The sequence below is a fragment of the Xenorhabdus griffiniae genome (assembly GCF_037265215.1).
Classification (GTDB): Bacteria; Pseudomonadota; Gammaproteobacteria; order Enterobacterales; family Enterobacteriaceae; genus Xenorhabdus; species Xenorhabdus griffiniae.
In genome coordinates, this window is record NZ_CP147737.1 from 848,762 (window position 1) to 864,377 (window position 15,616).

Sequence of the window (15,616 nt, forward strand, 5' to 3'; positions counted from 1 at the left end):
CTCTTCGTTTAGCTTTCGCCAGTTTTAGGAATCTCGTGAAACACGGTTTTCACGAGTTTCACTTCAAAGAATATAAAATATATGGGGACAGGAATCTGACATTCAATAGCCTATACCGGCAAAAAACAAATGAGGGAGAATCCCTCATTTGTTTTTTCAATGCGTATTGATAATCGGTGCTTCCTATACCCCATTTCTTCACTCACCAGAAACTTGAGCATCCGGCTTGCTATATATCAATAATGGTGCGGAATTATCTTCAACAACCGTTTCATCAACAACAACTTTCTCTACATGTTCCATCGATGGCAGATCGTACATGGTATCCAGTAAAACATCTTCAACAATTGAACGAAGACCACGAGCACCCGTTTTACGTGCCATTGCTTTTTTCGCTATGGCAGTCAATGCTTCTTTTCTGAACTCCAGTTCAACACCCTCAAGGTTAAACAGGGCCTGATACTGTTTGGTCAGCGCATTTTTCGGTTCCTGTAGGATCTGGATCAGCGCTTCTTCATTAAGTTCAGTCAACGTTGCCACGACAGGCAGACGACCAATGAATTCGGGAATTAACCCAAATTTAATTAAATCTTCTGGTTCAACCTCAGACAGCAATTCACCTTCTGTGGCTTTCTCTGATTCGCCCCTAACTGTAGCACTAAAACCGATACCTGAACTGACATTCAAACGCTGGCTGACAACTTTATCCAAACCGGCAAATGCACCGCCGCAGATAAACAGAATTTTGGAAGTATCAACTTGCAAGAATTCCTGCTGTGGATGTTTACGGCCACCTTGAGGAGGAACCGCTGCCACAGTGCCTTCAATCAGTTTCAACAGGGCCTGCTGAACCCCTTCTCCTGACACATCGCGAGTAATTGATGGGTTATCAGATTTACGGGAAATCTTATCTATTTCATCAATATACACGATACCACGTTGTGCTTTCTGCACATCGTAGTCACATTTTTGCAGAAGTTTCTGGATAATATTTTCTACATCTTCCCCGACATAACCCGCTTCGGTTAATGTCGTGGCGTCAGCCATAGTAAACGGAACGTCTAAATAGCGAGCTAATGTCTCTGCCAACAACGTCTTACCGCTACCTGTCGGGCCAATCAACAGAATATTACTTTTGCCGAGTTCCACACCGTTAGTGGTGTCACCATTACGTAACCTCTTGTAATGGTTATAAACCGCAACTGCTAACACTTTCTTCGCGGTTTCCTGACCGATAACATAATCGTCCAGATGTTGGCGAATTTCATGAGGAGTAGGCAATGTGCTACGCTCACGATGTGGTACCAGCTCTTTAATTTCTTCGCGAATGATATCGTTACATAAATCGACACATTCATCGCAGATATACACTGACGGACCGGCTATTAATTTCCGTACTTCATGTTGGCTTTTCCCGCAGAAAGAGCAATACAGCAGCTTTCCTGAACCGTCTTTGCGCTTATCTGTCATCAGTCAACCTCACTTTATGAACTGTTATCCCAGTTTGTCCGGCATAACAGAAAAAACGCTATTACTCCGCCTAGTTTGGCGTCAACATCAAGAAACGCTTAGAGAAAAGGCTAGCATCGGAGTAATAAAGTAATTAATTAATAATTAGCTGCGCTGGGTGAATATACTATCAACCAACCCGTATTCTACGGATTCTTCGGCTGACAAGAAACGATCGCGTTCTGTATCCTTAACGATCTTCTCAAGTGGCTGTCCGGTATGTTTCGCCATCAATTCGTTCATACGCGCTTTAACCTTGAGGATTTCCTGCGCATGGATCTCAATATCAGTCGCCTGTCCCTGGAAACCACCTAATGGCTGGTGAATCATAACTCTGGAATTCGGCAGACAGAAACGCTTCCCTTCGGCTCCCGCAGTCAGCAGGAATGCTCCCATAGAACAGGCCTGCCCCATACAAATAGTGCTCACATCTGGTTTGATAAACTGCATCGTGTCATAAATAGACATGCCTGCCGTAATAACCCCACCAGGTGAGTTGATATATAAATGAATATCTTTTTCTGGGTTTTCTGCTTCCAAGAATAGCATTTGGGCAACGATCAAGTTCGCCATATGATCTTCAACAGGCCCAGTCAGAAAAATAATACGATCCTTTAATAAGCGGGAGAAGATATCAAATGCACGTTCGCCACGTGCTGTTTGTTCAACCACCATCGGCACCAAAGACATGTTAGGTGCATATTGATCTTGCTTGCCACTGTATGACATTTCCGTCTCCTAATCGAACTCACGCTGGTGCCATTCATAACTGATTCTACTTGAGATAAGCGATGATGACCATGATCCAAAGTTAACTCACAAGGGGCTTTTCCCCTTTAAAAAGTAGTAAGCTCTTACATAATAGTAAGAAAGGATATGAGGTTAAATCTGTTTTTTTCAAGAACAATAAAAAAACCCGCAAGCATAGCCTGCGGGTTTACTTCGATTCACTTCATTGAGAGTGAGGTTTCATCATCTCAGGCAATCAATAAATGAAACTTATGCCAATTGATTTTGATTCATCAATTCATTGAAGCCAGTTTCTTTTTCAGAAACTTTTGCTTTGCTCAGAACAAGTTCAACAGCCTGCTCTTCCAGAGCAATGTTGCGAATGCTGTTCATCATTTCTTTATTCTTGCTGTAGTACTCAACAACTTCTTTTGGATCTTCATAAGCTGCAGCCATCTCTTCGATCAACGCAGTAACGCGATCTTCTTCGACTTTCAGCTCATTGCTGCTGATAACTTCGCCTAACAGCAAACCAACAACAACGCGGCGTTTAGCTTGCTCTTCGAACAGTTCACGTGGCAGTTCCAGAGCTTGTTTTTCACTACCGCCAAAACGCTGAGCAGCTTGACGACGCAGTACATCAATTTCACTGTCAACAACAGCCGCAGGAACTTCAATTTCGTTAGCCTTAACCAGACCATCCAAAACCTGAGTTTTGATGTTGTTGCGAACAGCATTTTTCAGTTCACGTTCCATGTTCTTGCGAACTTCGGCACGCAAACCGTCAACAGAACTATCAGCAATACCAAAACGCTTGATAAACTCTTCAGTCAACTCTGGCAGTTCACGCTGTTCAACTTTTTTCAAGTTGATCACGAACTGCGCCGCTTTACCTTTCAGATTTTCTGCATGGTAATCTTCTGGGAAAGTCACATCGATAGTAAATTCTTCGCCTGCTTTGTGACCAACGATACCATCTTCAAAACCTGGGATCATACGGCCCTGGCCCATTGCCAGAACGAAATCAGTTGATTTACCGCCTTCGAACTCTTCACCATCAATGGAGCCAGTGAAATCAACAGTGACACGATCTTCCGTAGCCGCTGCTTCATCGGTTTCTTTCCAATCTGCCTGCTGTTTACGCAGCGTGTCCAGCATGTTGTCAACGTCTGCATCTTTTACTTCAACAACAGGTTTTTCAACTTCGATCTCTTCCAGACCTTTCAGTTCAATTTCTGGATAAACTTCAAATTCAACTGCGTAAGTGAAGTCTTCACCTTCTTTAAACTGTTCAGGCTTGTAGCTTGGTGCACCTGCTGGGTTGATTTTCTGCTCAATGATCGCATTGATGAAATTGCGCTGCATCAGATCACCCAGAACATCCTGAAGAACAGAAGCGCCATAACGCTGCTTAACGATCTTCATTGGCACTTTGCCTTTACGAAAGCCGTCGATACGGACTTTCTTTGCTACATTAACCAGTTCACTGTCAACTGCTTTTTCGATATCGGCAGCAGGAACGGTGATTGACACACGACGCCCAAGGCCTTGAGTGGTTTCAACAGAAACTTGCATCTTGTTACCTCAAAAAAATCATAGTGCTCGGTCAACTTCAGAATGGCTGCAAGGCTTAAAACAAGCTGATTGCAGTACTCTTTAAGAACCGGGGCGGTCGCATTTAAAAACCGAGAATCCCTGTGATCAGAAGCGTCCCGAAACCATTCTAAAAATTTAGACGCAGCATTATAGCGGCGCAGACAGTATGAGTCGAGAATTGCAGACAAAAGCATGCATGATTCGTTGACTTATGTGATGAATGTTGCTCAATGACTACATCACAATATTGTTTATGATGATACTGTTTAAGCAGTATGCATATAAATAAAAATACAGCCCGAAGGCTGTTAGTTAAGATTAAATCTGGATTAATAAAATAGAAACAAGCCTATGATTTTATATCGAAAACTCACAAGCTTGATGTCGTTGTACTGCCACCACGACATGCGGGAGAAGCCAGAACAGTGTCTGCTAGTTCTGTCCACTCCTTTTCTGTATAAGTATGGAGTGCCAAAGCATGTACACCTTCCTCTAATTCTTTAGCCAAAACGCTATATACTGAGCGATGGCGGCTAAGCATTCTTTGTTCAACAAATTCATTACTTATGATAACAATTTTAAAATGGCTTTCAGAACCCGCGGGCACATTGTGACGATAACTTTCATCGGTCACTTCCAGATGAGAAGGCTTAAATGCCGCCTGTAACTTTGTTTCTATTTCTTGACGAACCATCCCATTCTCCTAAATCACCAAAGGTTATTTATCAACCACATCATTGATTTTAGATTATTTCCCATGATTTATAACATCGGAGTAACCCAATCTCATTAACAGAATTTGCGTCAGGTATTTCTCACGATATTTCAAACCATGTTTCTATCATCAGGGATATGCCGCTACCCATGGCGATGCTATGATTACGGCGGTTTAAACTACGGTTTAAATTATCAGTATTAATATTGAATATCCGAATCTTGAATTGAGAAAACCTACATGCTAAAGAAAATATTTATTCCATTGATTACGCTTTTCTTTTTATCTGGCTGTGCAGACTCAGGCAACACATTAGCCATTCAGCCTAAAATTACCCTGCCTCCAGCAGATCCAACCATGAAAGCGATCACAGTCAGTATTAGTGGGGTCGACCAGCGTCAATCTCAAGCCCTGGCCCAAATTAATCGCGATGCGCGATTAGTCACCCTGGTTCCTTCCCGTGATTTACGCTTCTTACTACAAGAAGCGCTGGAAAAACAGATGGTGGCTCGCGGCTATATGATTGGCTCTCCCGCCAATGCCAATTTGCAGGTTGTTGTTAATCAACTCTACGCCAATGTGAAAGAAGGCAGTCTTCGTCATAATATTTCAGCCAAAGCGGAAATCTCTATCATTGCTTATGCTCAAGACGGTAGTAAACAAATTAAAAATTATCGTACCAGCTACAATGCCCAGGGACCATTGGCCGCGACAAACACAAAAATTGCTGATGCAGTCAATACTGTCTTATCTGATGTGATCGCAGACATGGCTCAGGATGCATCAATCAGCACCTTTATCAAACAAAACGTCCACTAACAGGATAATGTACAAACTTTCTGCCTAATTCTGACAAAATTAGATAGTATGCAGAAAGTTTTGGGAGGCCCATGACTAACCACCGTTATTTAAACCTATCTGCATTACGCAACTATCGAACCCTTCTATTACTAGGCTTTGCCTCAGGTCTGCCTCTTGCGCTCACGGCTGGAACGTTACAAGCATGGATGACTGTCGAAAACGTCGATATCCGAACTATCGGTTTTTTCACTTTGGTTGGTCAAGCCTATGTTTTTAAGTTTCTCTGGGCACCCACAATGGATCGATATACCCCCTCCTTTTTAGGACGCCGCCGGGGGTGGATGCTTACTACTCAACTCTTATTGATCGCCAGTATTGCCGCAATGGGGTTCCTGCAACCTTCCCAGCATTTATGGTGGCTTGCTGCATTGGCTGTTGCTGTTGCATTTTTCTCAGCTTCCCAAGATATTATTTTTGATGCCTATAAAACCGATTTGTTACCACAGGAAGAACGAGGCTCCGGTGCGGCCATTTCCGTACTGGGTTATCGGTTAGCTATGCTGGTTTCTGGTGGATTGGCATTGTTACTCGCCACCTATATTGGCTGGCAAAATATGTATTGGGTTATGGCTGGCTTGATGCTTATCGGGGTTTATGCCACGCTTACAGCCAAAGAACCAGAAATCAATACCGCACCACCAAAAACATTACATCAGGCGGTATTCGAACCATTACTTGATTTTTTCGGCCGCAATAATGCCTGGCTTATCCTGCTACTGATTGTACTGTACAAACTGGCAGATGCTTTTGCACTCTCACTCAGCACACCTTTCCTTATTCGTGGTGTCGGTTTCAGTCCAGCCGAAGTCGGTATGCTCAACAAAACCCTCGGACTTGCTGCAACCATTGTTGGCGCATTGTACGGCGGTTATTTGATGCATCGGCTGAGCTTGTTCCGTGCCCTGATGATCTTTGGCATTCTTCAAACTGTTTCAAACTTCGGTTATTGGATACTTGCCATTACCCCTAAAGATATCTATCTAATGGGGACGGCGATTTTTCTGGAAAATATCTGTGGTGGCATGGGAACAGCGGCTTTTGTTGCTCTTCTAATGACCTTATGTAATAAATCATTTTCAGCAACACAGTTCGCATTGCTTTCTGCATTATCAGCCGTTGGCCGAGTTTATGTTGGCCCAGTAGCAGGATGGTTTGCAGAAGCTTATGGCTGGCCAATGTTTTATCTATTTTCTGTTATTATCGGTTTGCCGGGGCTTATATTGTTGTTTATCTGCCGTAAGACACTGGCTTATACCGAGAAAAATGATGGCTTTTTGCCCCGAACACGATTCAAAAACGCTTATAAATTCGCCTTTACTATCATGATATTGGCCGCCTTGATATTTATAGTTTGGTTAATTATCAGTAGCGTACTGTTTATCATCATTCATTTAGTCTCTCTGGTATACACGATATCGCCAGAATACATGCTATATCTACATGAAGGTAGTGAATGGATATCTCCACTGTTATCCTGGAGTGTCATCATTGGAACCCTGGGCTTTCTTTTAGGTGGAATATTAGATTATTTGGCGTTAAAGAAAAGTAGGCTTGCTTAGTTTACTGAGCAGCTCTAAAAAAGAAAGCCGGAAGATCACGGGGATCTTTCCGGCTATTTTAATTAATATGTAAATCACAAATTAATTTTATTTAAATATTGCATAGCCGCTCTGAATGTTGTGCTTTAGGATTTCTTCTTCCATTTCCAGACGTTTCACCTGTTTTTCTAATACCTATATCTGGCATTGTTCGGGGGTCAATGCCTTGCCAACAGGCGTAATTCCCTGCATTTCGGCCTTGTACTGGCGAACCCGTTTTCCCAGAGTGCTGGCATCAATCCCCAGTGAACGGGCAACGTTAACAACCCGCTGCTGATGGAGAACAACCTGCTGAACCGCTTCCAGCTTAAATTCAGCGGAATAGTGGCGTTTGGTGAGTTTCACTTCCATTGTCACACCTCATTGTCATGTTAATAATATTAGCAGGCTTTTGAGGTGTCCGAGTCCTTATACCATATATGGACGCCCCAGTTGTGCAAGCACTAAGTTATACGGTTTGCGACCATATATCCGGCGTCATAATGGAAAAATTATCCGCGCCATGATGTCATCCGCACCCTGCTTCCTTCTCACTACATCGGTATATCACTACCTTGTATAAGAACAGGCTATTACAGGGACGGTAGCCGTTTTCTCATCAGTGTTTGCAAACTCGATAATGCGTCTATTTTTGTTGCTCAATTAATTAATAGTAAAAGCTTTTTGCATATTAAAATCCACTTCATCCCGCAGAACACGCCAGATAATCCGGGTCAGTTTGTTGGCTAAAGCGATCGTGGCTTTCATAACCCCGCATCGGGCAATCAGTTTTCTCAACCATTCTCCCAGACAATCATCACGATTTTGGACACAGCGCATCACGGCACGAGCACCGTGGATAATTAACGTTCGGAGATGACGGTTTCCATTTTTGCTCAGGGAAGACAGCCGGTTTTTTCCACCTGAACTGTGTTGTCGGGGAACCAGGCCACACCAGGCAGAAAGTTGCCGGCCATTGGCAAATTGGGGCGCACTGACTTCACTCACGAAGGCGGCTGTAATAAGAGGACCGACGCCGGGGATCGTGAGCAGATGGTGATAACCACTTTGCTGACGAGAAAGTGCCGCTATTTCATTATCCATTTCATGAATGCGAATGTTCAGATTCCGTAGGTCTTCCCCCAAAGTATGAAGCAAACGTCGTAGTACAGAGGACAGCTCATGGCTCTCCTCTTCTAGAATCTCAGGCAGGTACTGTTGCAGTTTCTGAATACCAGCAGGAACGCTCACCCCCTCCTCAGCGAGGAAAGCCCGAATCTGGTTGGCGAGTGCGGTACGTTGTTCCACCATGAGTTGCCGGGCACTGCGCAGTGCCTTGATATCTTGCTGTTCCACCGTCTTGACCGGAACAAAATGGATACCGGGTCGGCAGGCCGTTTCGCAGATAGCCAGTGCATCATTGGCATCATTTTTTGATGATGGCTGAAAGCGTTAACATGCTGGGTCGGCACAAGCCTGATGATAAATTCCATCGCCTGAAGGGTTCTGCCCCAATAGTGAGAAGTTGCACAGGCCTCCATAGCAATGAGGGTTCCTGGCGAAAAAGTGCGCACAGTATCAAGCAATTTTTGCCGTGAAATTTTTCGGTTCGAGGCGACAGAACCGTCCTCCATCCAGACACAGACTTGAAAAACGTTTTTGGCGAGGTCAATGCCAATGACTTTAATCGCATTCATGAGATGTTCTCCCGAAATTCAGTGCATCGGAAAAAAGATGGCACTATTTGCTGCTGAAAAAGGGGACGTCCATCACATCACTACAGTTTTCGGGTCAGGCCACTGTGGCGCCATTGGGTCACATGTTGCTGTTTTTGTTCGGGGGTGTATCGGTTACGGCGCATGATGGGGTCTCCAAATGAAAAATCAGAAGCCGTAGCGTGCAGGAGCCGGATGGAAGGAACAAGGTGAGATCACCGGACGCTTACACAGCAACTAAGGGCAGGGAATGAGCAACTCTTAAAAGGAAAAAGCCGGAAGATCACGGGGATCTTTCCGACTTCTTTAGTCATTACATTAAAGAATTGTTACGATGCCCACTCAGCTTTTTCTGGAAGCTCTCCATTTTGCCAATGTTTGAATATCTTAAATGATGCTCTTTGAAAAAAATGTTTTTGCTCATCATAACTAGCAAGTCTAAGTAATGTAATTTCGCCATTTCCCTTATTTATTTCGAAAAGACCATGTTCCATTTCTGAATGCCTTGATGTTGTAGACATATAGAGATACTGGGAACTAATTTCGCTTTCTTCCTTTTTAAACATCAATATGTGAAATGCCATATTATTCTACTCATCTATCCAAATTCTGCCCGTAGATTCGGTTTTATCGTGTGCTGTCCTATAGTTTGTTCGGAAAATACCTTCAAACTTAGATTCAAAATACTCATGCTTCAACAAATTGATATCTGATGGTATATGATCGCCTTTCGTCAAACGTGACCATGCATTGACCATACCTGGGTCAGCGTCAAATCGACCAATTCCTCTGTCTAATTGGTGTTCTTTGAAAAATACATGGTTTTTTATTCTGGCGATCTGAGATTCTTTCCAACCTGTATTTCTCGCAATAGCCGAAATATCAGAAGGGTCAGCCCTGATTTTATCATAGTATTTCTCGGCTTTTTCCCAGCCAGTTACACTATCAGGATCCAGTACTCTCCGAGCACCCGTCTCCTTAATTCCTGCATCCCCTTTATTCCCCTGCCTACCGGCCAGCCCATACGGATCAACATACCCCGTCGGATTATGAACGTAAGAGTAGGGATTCAACCCGCCCGCCAACCCAATCGGATCTTAGGGCAGGTTCCGGTGCGGTTATACTTTTTTAAGCGATTTTTTTCTTATCTATCAGCTTATTAAAGAACCGTTTTTACCTGTTTAGCCCATTCCCGCGAACCTAAAATGCCGAAGTGCACTTTTGGCCTGTTTTGCTATGCCACCGCCGCAAGCCGTTGTGCAGTATAGCGATCATTTTGGCTTGTGATGGATTGAATAACCTGATTTTGTGAGGCTTTTCACTTTCGGCAACGGGCGAACGTCGCCCAACTCGTTTGGGCGGCGGGCGCTCGTTCTGCGGGTGCGGGTGGCACAGAACCCGCCAGCGGCGCATTGCGACGCTATCAAGCACTGATGCGCAGGATCTGGCTCGGTTTTACCGATGATGCTTTGCTCAAGGGAAGCCCCCTCTGGGGGCTGCACGGGGCGGAGATGGCGAGCACGGTAACGAGCGAGGAGCGCAGCGACTGCGAGCCGGGCGCAGCCAATGCAGCGTGGGTTGGGGCGGGGGAGGTAAACCAACGGAGGCCGCAGGCCGACTTGCCTACAGGGGTGTTTGCCAGAGGATAGCAAGGCAGCTAAAGAAGGTACCTGCTTGGTTGGACGTTGGCGCAGTGTTCCGATTCGGCGCGGTGTTTGCCAAGAGGGTGCGCCGATGCTGACAGCAGAAGGCGAAGCCTTGTGCGCCACACCCCGCGATGCCGAACAGCGGGGGCGCCAGACATAATGTAAATTATGCGATGCGAGCCGCTTTGCCCGGTTTTTGGGAACGACTCAGCGCAACGGCGAGTTTCGCATAATTCCCCCACATTATGTTGAGTGGGCTTTGGGCGGCCTGCACTGACTGAACGGGGACACGGCTGCTCAGGCCGACCATGGCCCACGTACCCCCGCGAGCACCGATGCTGACGGGCAGTCCGGCCACGGTCTGCCCCTGCACCGTTCCCAGCGAACTCAACGGGGACTGTCAGACTGCCCGGTGCGTTGGGGTGTCGGTTCGGCATCCGGCTCGTCGCTGGCACAACCTGCACTGCTTTCCTGTGGTGTCGGTGTGTCACGCTCTGCCGGATGGGTTTGTTTATGCACTTTCTTCAAGTGACCGATCGCCACGCGTGTATAAATTTCTGTCGTGTTAAGTTTCTCATGTCCCAGCATTGCCTGGATATGGCGGATATCCGCGCCGTTATCCAGCATCTGCGTCGCCATTGAGTGCCGGAACAGATGGCAGGCGCCCGGTTTGTCTAACTGCGCCTGCTGCCGGATGGCCTTGCCTGCGATCTGCGTCAGGTGTCCCAGACTCAGCGGCCTGCCCTTTTGCGAGATAAACAGATAACCGCTGTCATAGTGCGCGGCCAGTTGTGGCCTGACGTTGACCAGATAGCGTTTCAGCCAGCCCAGCGCCCGCTCACCGACAGGCACAACCCGGTCTTTATTCCCTTTGCCCTGATTCACGACGACCGCACCGCGTTCGAAGTCGATGTCCCCCTGCCGGAGCTGGCGTAACTCCATGCGCCGGATGCCGCTGCTCCAGAGGATTTCCAGCATCACCCGGTTGCGAAGTCCCAACACACTCTGATCATCAAGGCTGTCCAACACCTGCGTGGTTTCCCGTTCACTCAGGATCTGCGCCGGCAGCCGCTTTTCTTCTTTCGGCAACACCATCTGCTCGGCTGGGTTATAGAGGATGTGATGGCGTTGCAGCAAATAGCGGAACCACAGCCGCAGGGCGATCAGCCGTTCCCGCTGACCGTTATTGCCGTAAGGCTGGCCATCGGCTTTACGGTAAGCCCGCAGATACCGCTGCCAGCTTTCCAGTAACACCAGTGTGACCTGTGCGGGGTAACGCACCGTGCGCTGTTCGCACCAGTCGATAAAGGGTAGCAGGTAGCTACGGTATGTTTCCCGCGTGCGGTCAGCCCGGCCTTGTGCCAGCAGCGTGTCGAACCACGCTTCAAGCTGTTGGCGCAGTGTGATCAGGGTGTTGTCGTGTGAAGTTATCATGCGGATTGTCCTTTTTGTCGTGGGTGCTATCCGGCAGTACGGTATGACGGGAAGTTTTTATTGTGTTGCCGGAACAGTGATTTTTCGTTTTGTCAGACTTGCGCTCGGTTAACCCACTCTGGCTGTGGCTTTAGGGTAGTTTTGGCTACCCAGACTTGACCCCGACTTGGGGTAGACTTGGGGAAGACTTGCCTCCGTGCTACCCAGACTTGCGGGGATCATACCGGGACGATCAGGCCGCTTAAGTGGGCGCTGTCGCCGTCACCGTCCCACAGCAGTTCGTATTGCAGCAGGTGCCCGCGACTGCCACCGTGAACAAGCAGGTATTCCATGTCGCTCAGGCGCTGGCAATGCAGCTTAAGCTGGCTGTCGCTCCAGTTCGTGTAAGCCCGGATATCCCGTCGGGTAAAACGCACCCTATTCAGTGCGCATTGTTGTTCTGCTGCCATGCCGTGCGCCATCTGCTGGATTAACAGTAACAGCCTGCGCGTCTGCGGCGGCATTTCGTCCAGCGTCCGGCCTAAGATTTCATGGGCAAGCTGGTTCGCCAGTTTGATATCGTCTTTGCTCACTTCGATATATTCAAGCCGCTTGCCGCGATGCTCAGTGCTCTTGATCTCCCGCTGGTGCTGGTGCAGCAGGGCAATGCTCTGGATTAACGTCAGGTATTTCATATGGTCACGGCGGGTGCGGGTTTTATCTGACAGGAACGTCAGTTGGTGAGCATAGGGATTGACCACATTCAGCGGTTTCAGCAGCCGCTGGGCGTTCTGGTGAAGCTGGGTCAGATAATCGCGCTCGTTCTCGGCCAGCAAGCCTTCGAGGGTTTGTTTCTGGCGCTGCACCGCGTGGATCGCTTCGGTCTGTTCGCGGGATTCATTCACCGTCAGCACCAGACAGCGGTTGAGCAGCTCTTCATCCACATCAATGGCAGTCGTGGTGAGCATCAGCATCACCGGGCCTTTGACGGTGTAGCTTTTGGTCACGAGGTTGCCCGTGGCTTCATCCTTGCCCGTACTCGCCATTGTTAACTCGCCGTCTGACTGCAACAGCTTGAGCGCATAAGCCGCCTGCCGCACGCCTTCTTCTTCCGCGATGGCTAATATTTTGTGCTGCAGGTTGGTTTCACCGAGATAAAACAGGCTCTGGCCGGTCATGGCGCTGTACTGGATGCGTTCTTCTTCCGGGATCAGGTTCAGTACGGCATCCATTAATGAGGATTTTCCGGCGGCACTGCTGCTCTGGATCAGGACGGCTAACGGTTTGGGTAACTTTCGGCTCACGGCCGCCAAAAAGCCCGCCAGTAAGTTAGTGGATTCGCCGACTACGCCGCAGGCGGCTAAGTCAGCGGTAATACGCGCCGTCAAGTACGGATCTTGCAGTAACGCCAGTGCTGCTTCCCGTTCCGCGATCCCCATCTCCGGTACGTTGGGGCCGGTGTCCGCGGGTTGTTGCTGCCACTGTTCGATCGCCAGTAACACCTGCCCCAGCGAACGCCGCAGATCCGCTTCGCCCAGCCCCAGCTCAGCCGCAGCCAGACGCGCATAACTGTGGCGGGAACGGGCACTGATCAGATCAACGCCATCCGCGAACAACACGCCGCTTTGCCTGTCCAGCACCTGCGCATTGAGTTTCATCACGGCAGCGCCGGCTTTGACTGTGCCCATGCCGCGCAGACACCATTGTAATGTGCCGACCGAGATCAGCAGCTCGCCGTTGTCGCCGGATTCACACACCACATTCGGCGTCACGCGGGGCACAGGTTCAGCGGCTAAGATGACTGTTGGTTCGGGGTCAACGGCGGGTTCAACTGTCTGGCGTTCAACGATAACGAGATCGGCAGCTTCCTGCATCGGTACGGCACTCTCAAGCAGCAGGGCAAAGGCGGATTCGGGTTCTGCCATCTGACACAGATAACCGTTCGCATCCCTGCCCGGCGGGAACACCACGCGCAGCGGTGTGATCCCTTTGGCAACCAATGCTGACGCCAGTTTGACCGCCGCTTCATTGCCTGCACTGTCATTGTCGAACGCGATCAGTACCTGCTTAATGCCGTAGTGTTCGAACGCCCGCCAGTGATCCGCTGTGACGCCATTTACGCCATAGGCGGCAGTCACATTGCGTTGCCCCGTTACCCAGAACGACATCGCATCAATCAGCGATTCACACAGGATCAACGTCTTGGACGTACCCAGCGCGGTTTCATTCCAGACGCCACCATGCGCCCCCGGCAGATACAGATGCAACGGTGTGCCCGGTCGCAGACGATCCGTGATTTTACGCCCGTACACTTCCTGTATCTGCCCCTCAGGACTGATCACCGGCACAACCAGTGAACCAACAAAATGCTCATGCCCTGATTTTCGCATCACGCCAGCGGCCTGTAAGCGTTGGCGGACATCAGCCCCGTCTTTGGTGTATTTACTGCCGGGCAGACGGTAAGCGAGCGTCCGGTTGGCAAAACCCAGCTTAAACTGCGTGACTAATTCAGGATGATTGAGCCGCCGCTTCGCCAGATACGCCTGTGCTTCCGGCGCATTCAGCAACGTATGGTGATAGAACCCAATCACCCGCCATAACAGCCCCTGTTGCCCGATAGCATCACTGACCAGCTCCGCAGGTTGCACCAACGGCTCTACCGAGGGATTGACTCCTAACACCGCGCGCAGGCGTTCCACGGCATGGCGCAGGCTTAACCCTTCGGTTTTCATCACCCAGTCCAGCACCGAGCCGCCCGCACTGCAACCAAAACAGTGATAGAGATTTTTTGACGGTGTGATGACCATCGAGGGCGTTTTCTCTTCATGGAACGGGCACAGCACAACCATGTCTTTGCCGCGCTTAAAGAGCTGCCGGCCTTGTTGCTCGATAACGGCCACTAAAGAGACGGCGGCTTTCAGGTGCTGTAATTCTGCGTCGGGGATGCGAGCCATAAAAATGTTCCTTTTAAAACCTTGTCAATGCTCTCTATAGATATTATTATATGCTCTATAAAGATTATTTAGTCAAGTCTATTTAGAACAGGGGGCGATAATGGAACTCATCAATATTGACAAAGGAACAGACTGGATGAGTTTTTCTACCCGCTTTCTGCAACTGCGCAAGCAGCATAGCCTGACCCAGCCCCAGATGGCTGAGCGTGTAGGCATACACCTGACCCAAGTTCGCCGCTACGAGTCTGGTGAAGCACAGCCCTCTTTGGACATTCTCAAGCGGATTGCTGTCACTTTTAATGTGTCGGCGGACTGGCTGATATTTGAGGAAGAAGAACGTGAACCGCAGGACGAACTGAAGCTGAAGTTTGAGGCGGTTAAACAGATGGATGAGGAAGAACAACGTTCGGTGATTTCAGTGCTGGATGCCCTGATTCTCAAGCATCAGGCTAGGCTATTGATTGGATAATCTGACTTAACGCGGCGCTGATGTGGTTGCAACACACCAACGCCGCTGACCACAACCAACTAACAAGGAGTTGAATGATGGCTAAGGCGCATTCTAGGCAAAACCGTGCCGTAAATAAAGCGGCAAAAACCGAACGTTATTACACCGTGGGATACGTGCCGCAAAATGACAAGGCCAATGCCCCGCCCGCAATTCATCTTAAAGGGCAGTGGCTTAAGCAGGCCGGATTTGATATTGGTGGCACACTCACCGTCAAGATTATGGATGGCTGTTTAGTGCTCATTCCTGACAGCGACGACACCCACACAATGAAGCAACAGTACCAGCGCCAGCAAGCCCAGCTCAGTGAGATTAAGCTGCGGATGCGGGAACTGATTGGCGACTACAACAGCAACTAAGGGCAGGGAATGAGCGGCTCTTAAAAAAGAAGAA

Annotated in this window: 15 protein-coding genes and 2 pseudogenes; 5 read left to right on the forward strand and 12 right to left on the reverse strand. The window is 48.4% G+C overall.

The window, feature by feature from the left end; all coding sequences use genetic code 11:
* Positions 1 to 198 precede the first annotated feature (198 nt).
* From clpX to bolA, 4 genes are all read right to left on the reverse strand, one after another.
* Positions 199 to 1,470: an ATP-dependent protease ATP-binding subunit ClpX gene (gene clpX / locus WDV75_RS03745; RefSeq protein ID WP_189759805.1), complete on the reverse strand. Its 1,272-nt coding sequence runs from the start codon at positions 1,468 to 1,470 to the stop codon at positions 199 to 201.
* Between the two features lie 144 nt (positions 1,471 to 1,614).
* Positions 1,615 to 2,238 (reverse strand): ATP-dependent Clp endopeptidase proteolytic subunit ClpP, encoded by a 624-nt coding sequence (gene clpP, locus WDV75_RS03750; RefSeq protein ID WP_189759806.1) that lies wholly within the window; start codon positions 2,236 to 2,238, stop codon positions 1,615 to 1,617.
* A gap of 270 nt (positions 2,239 to 2,508) precedes the next feature.
* Positions 2,509 to 3,813: a trigger factor gene (gene tig / locus WDV75_RS03755; RefSeq protein ID WP_273558703.1), complete on the reverse strand. Its 1,305-nt coding sequence runs from the start codon at positions 3,811 to 3,813 to the stop codon at positions 2,509 to 2,511.
* A 391-nt stretch (positions 3,814 to 4,204) separates the two neighbouring features.
* Positions 4,205 to 4,528 (reverse strand): transcriptional regulator BolA, encoded by a 324-nt coding sequence (gene bolA / locus WDV75_RS03760; RefSeq protein ID WP_193850378.1) that lies wholly within the window; start codon positions 4,526 to 4,528, stop codon positions 4,205 to 4,207.
* Between the two features lie 261 nt (positions 4,529 to 4,789).
* On the opposite strand from bolA, the gene WDV75_RS03765 reads away from it, so the two are divergent.
* Positions 4,790 to 5,368, forward strand: coding sequence for a lipoprotein (locus WDV75_RS03765; protein ID WP_273558700.1), 579 nt, complete (start codon positions 4,790 to 4,792; stop codon positions 5,366 to 5,368).
* A 71-nt stretch (positions 5,369 to 5,439) separates the two neighbouring features.
* Entirely contained in the window at positions 5,440 to 6,969 is a 1,530-nt protein-coding gene (ampG, locus tag WDV75_RS03770; RefSeq protein WP_273558698.1) for a muropeptide MFS transporter AmpG, read from the forward strand.
* 174 nt (positions 6,970 to 7,143) lie between these two features.
* Here ampG and WDV75_RS03775 read toward each other — a convergent pair whose 3' ends face one another.
* The 5 genes and pseudogenes from WDV75_RS03775 to WDV75_RS03795 all read right to left on the reverse strand — a co-directional run bounded on the left by WDV75_RS03775 (position 7,144) and on the right by WDV75_RS03795 (position 10,303).
* Positions 7,144 to 7,359: a transposase gene (locus WDV75_RS03775; RefSeq protein ID WP_273558696.1), complete on the reverse strand. Its 216-nt coding sequence runs from the start codon at positions 7,357 to 7,359 to the stop codon at positions 7,144 to 7,146.
* Positions 7,360 to 7,650: 291 nt separating this feature from the next.
* Positions 7,651 to 8,684 (reverse strand): annotated as a pseudogene (locus WDV75_RS03780) (IS110 family transposase).
* Positions 8,685 to 9,031: 347 nt separating this feature from the next.
* Entirely contained in the window at positions 9,032 to 9,286 is a 255-nt protein-coding gene (locus WDV75_RS03785; RefSeq protein WP_338860525.1) for a hypothetical protein, read from the reverse strand.
* Positions 9,287 to 9,292: 6 nt separating this feature from the next.
* Positions 9,293 to 9,799, reverse strand: a pseudogene (locus WDV75_RS03790) (hypothetical protein); the annotation flags it as partial.
* Positions 9,800 to 9,973: 174 nt separating this feature from the next.
* Positions 9,974 to 10,303 (reverse strand): hypothetical protein, encoded by a 330-nt coding sequence (locus tag WDV75_RS03795; protein WP_338859976.1) that lies wholly within the window; start codon positions 10,301 to 10,303, stop codon positions 9,974 to 9,976.
* Between the two features lie 34 nt (positions 10,304 to 10,337).
* On the opposite strand from WDV75_RS03795, the gene WDV75_RS03800 reads away from it, so the two are divergent.
* Positions 10,338 to 10,508: a hypothetical protein gene (locus WDV75_RS03800; RefSeq protein WP_273572158.1), complete on the forward strand. Its 171-nt coding sequence runs from the start codon at positions 10,338 to 10,340 to the stop codon at positions 10,506 to 10,508.
* 6 nt (positions 10,509 to 10,514) lie between these two features.
* On the opposite strand, the gene WDV75_RS03805 is transcribed toward WDV75_RS03800, so the two are convergent.
* From WDV75_RS03805 to WDV75_RS03815, 3 genes are all read right to left on the reverse strand, one after another.
* Complete coding sequence (locus WDV75_RS03805) at positions 10,515 to 10,706, reverse strand: hypothetical protein (protein WP_273572156.1); 192 nt, start codon at positions 10,704 to 10,706, stop codon at positions 10,515 to 10,517.
* 29 nt (positions 10,707 to 10,735) lie between these two features.
* Complete coding sequence (xerC, locus tag WDV75_RS03810; RefSeq protein WP_273572154.1) at positions 10,736 to 11,782, reverse strand: site-specific tyrosine recombinase XerC; 1,047 nt, start codon at positions 11,780 to 11,782, stop codon at positions 10,736 to 10,738.
* A 218-nt stretch (positions 11,783 to 12,000) separates the two neighbouring features.
* A complete protein-coding gene (locus WDV75_RS03815; RefSeq protein ID WP_273572152.1) occupies positions 12,001 to 14,715 on the reverse strand; it encodes a CHC2 zinc finger domain-containing protein in 2,715 nt (904 codons plus the stop codon).
* A 136-nt stretch (positions 14,716 to 14,851) separates the two neighbouring features.
* Here WDV75_RS03815 and WDV75_RS03820 point away from each other — a divergent pair, with 136 nt between their 5' ends.
* A complete protein-coding gene (locus WDV75_RS03820; protein ID WP_047686454.1) occupies positions 14,852 to 15,184 on the forward strand; it encodes an RstR family transcriptional repressor in 333 nt (110 codons plus the stop codon).
* Between the two features lie 77 nt (positions 15,185 to 15,261).
* Positions 15,262 to 15,582 (forward strand): SymE family type I addiction module toxin, encoded by a 321-nt coding sequence (locus WDV75_RS03825; RefSeq protein ID WP_273572149.1) that lies wholly within the window; start codon positions 15,262 to 15,264, stop codon positions 15,580 to 15,582.
* Positions 15,583 to 15,616: the final 34 nt, after the last annotated feature.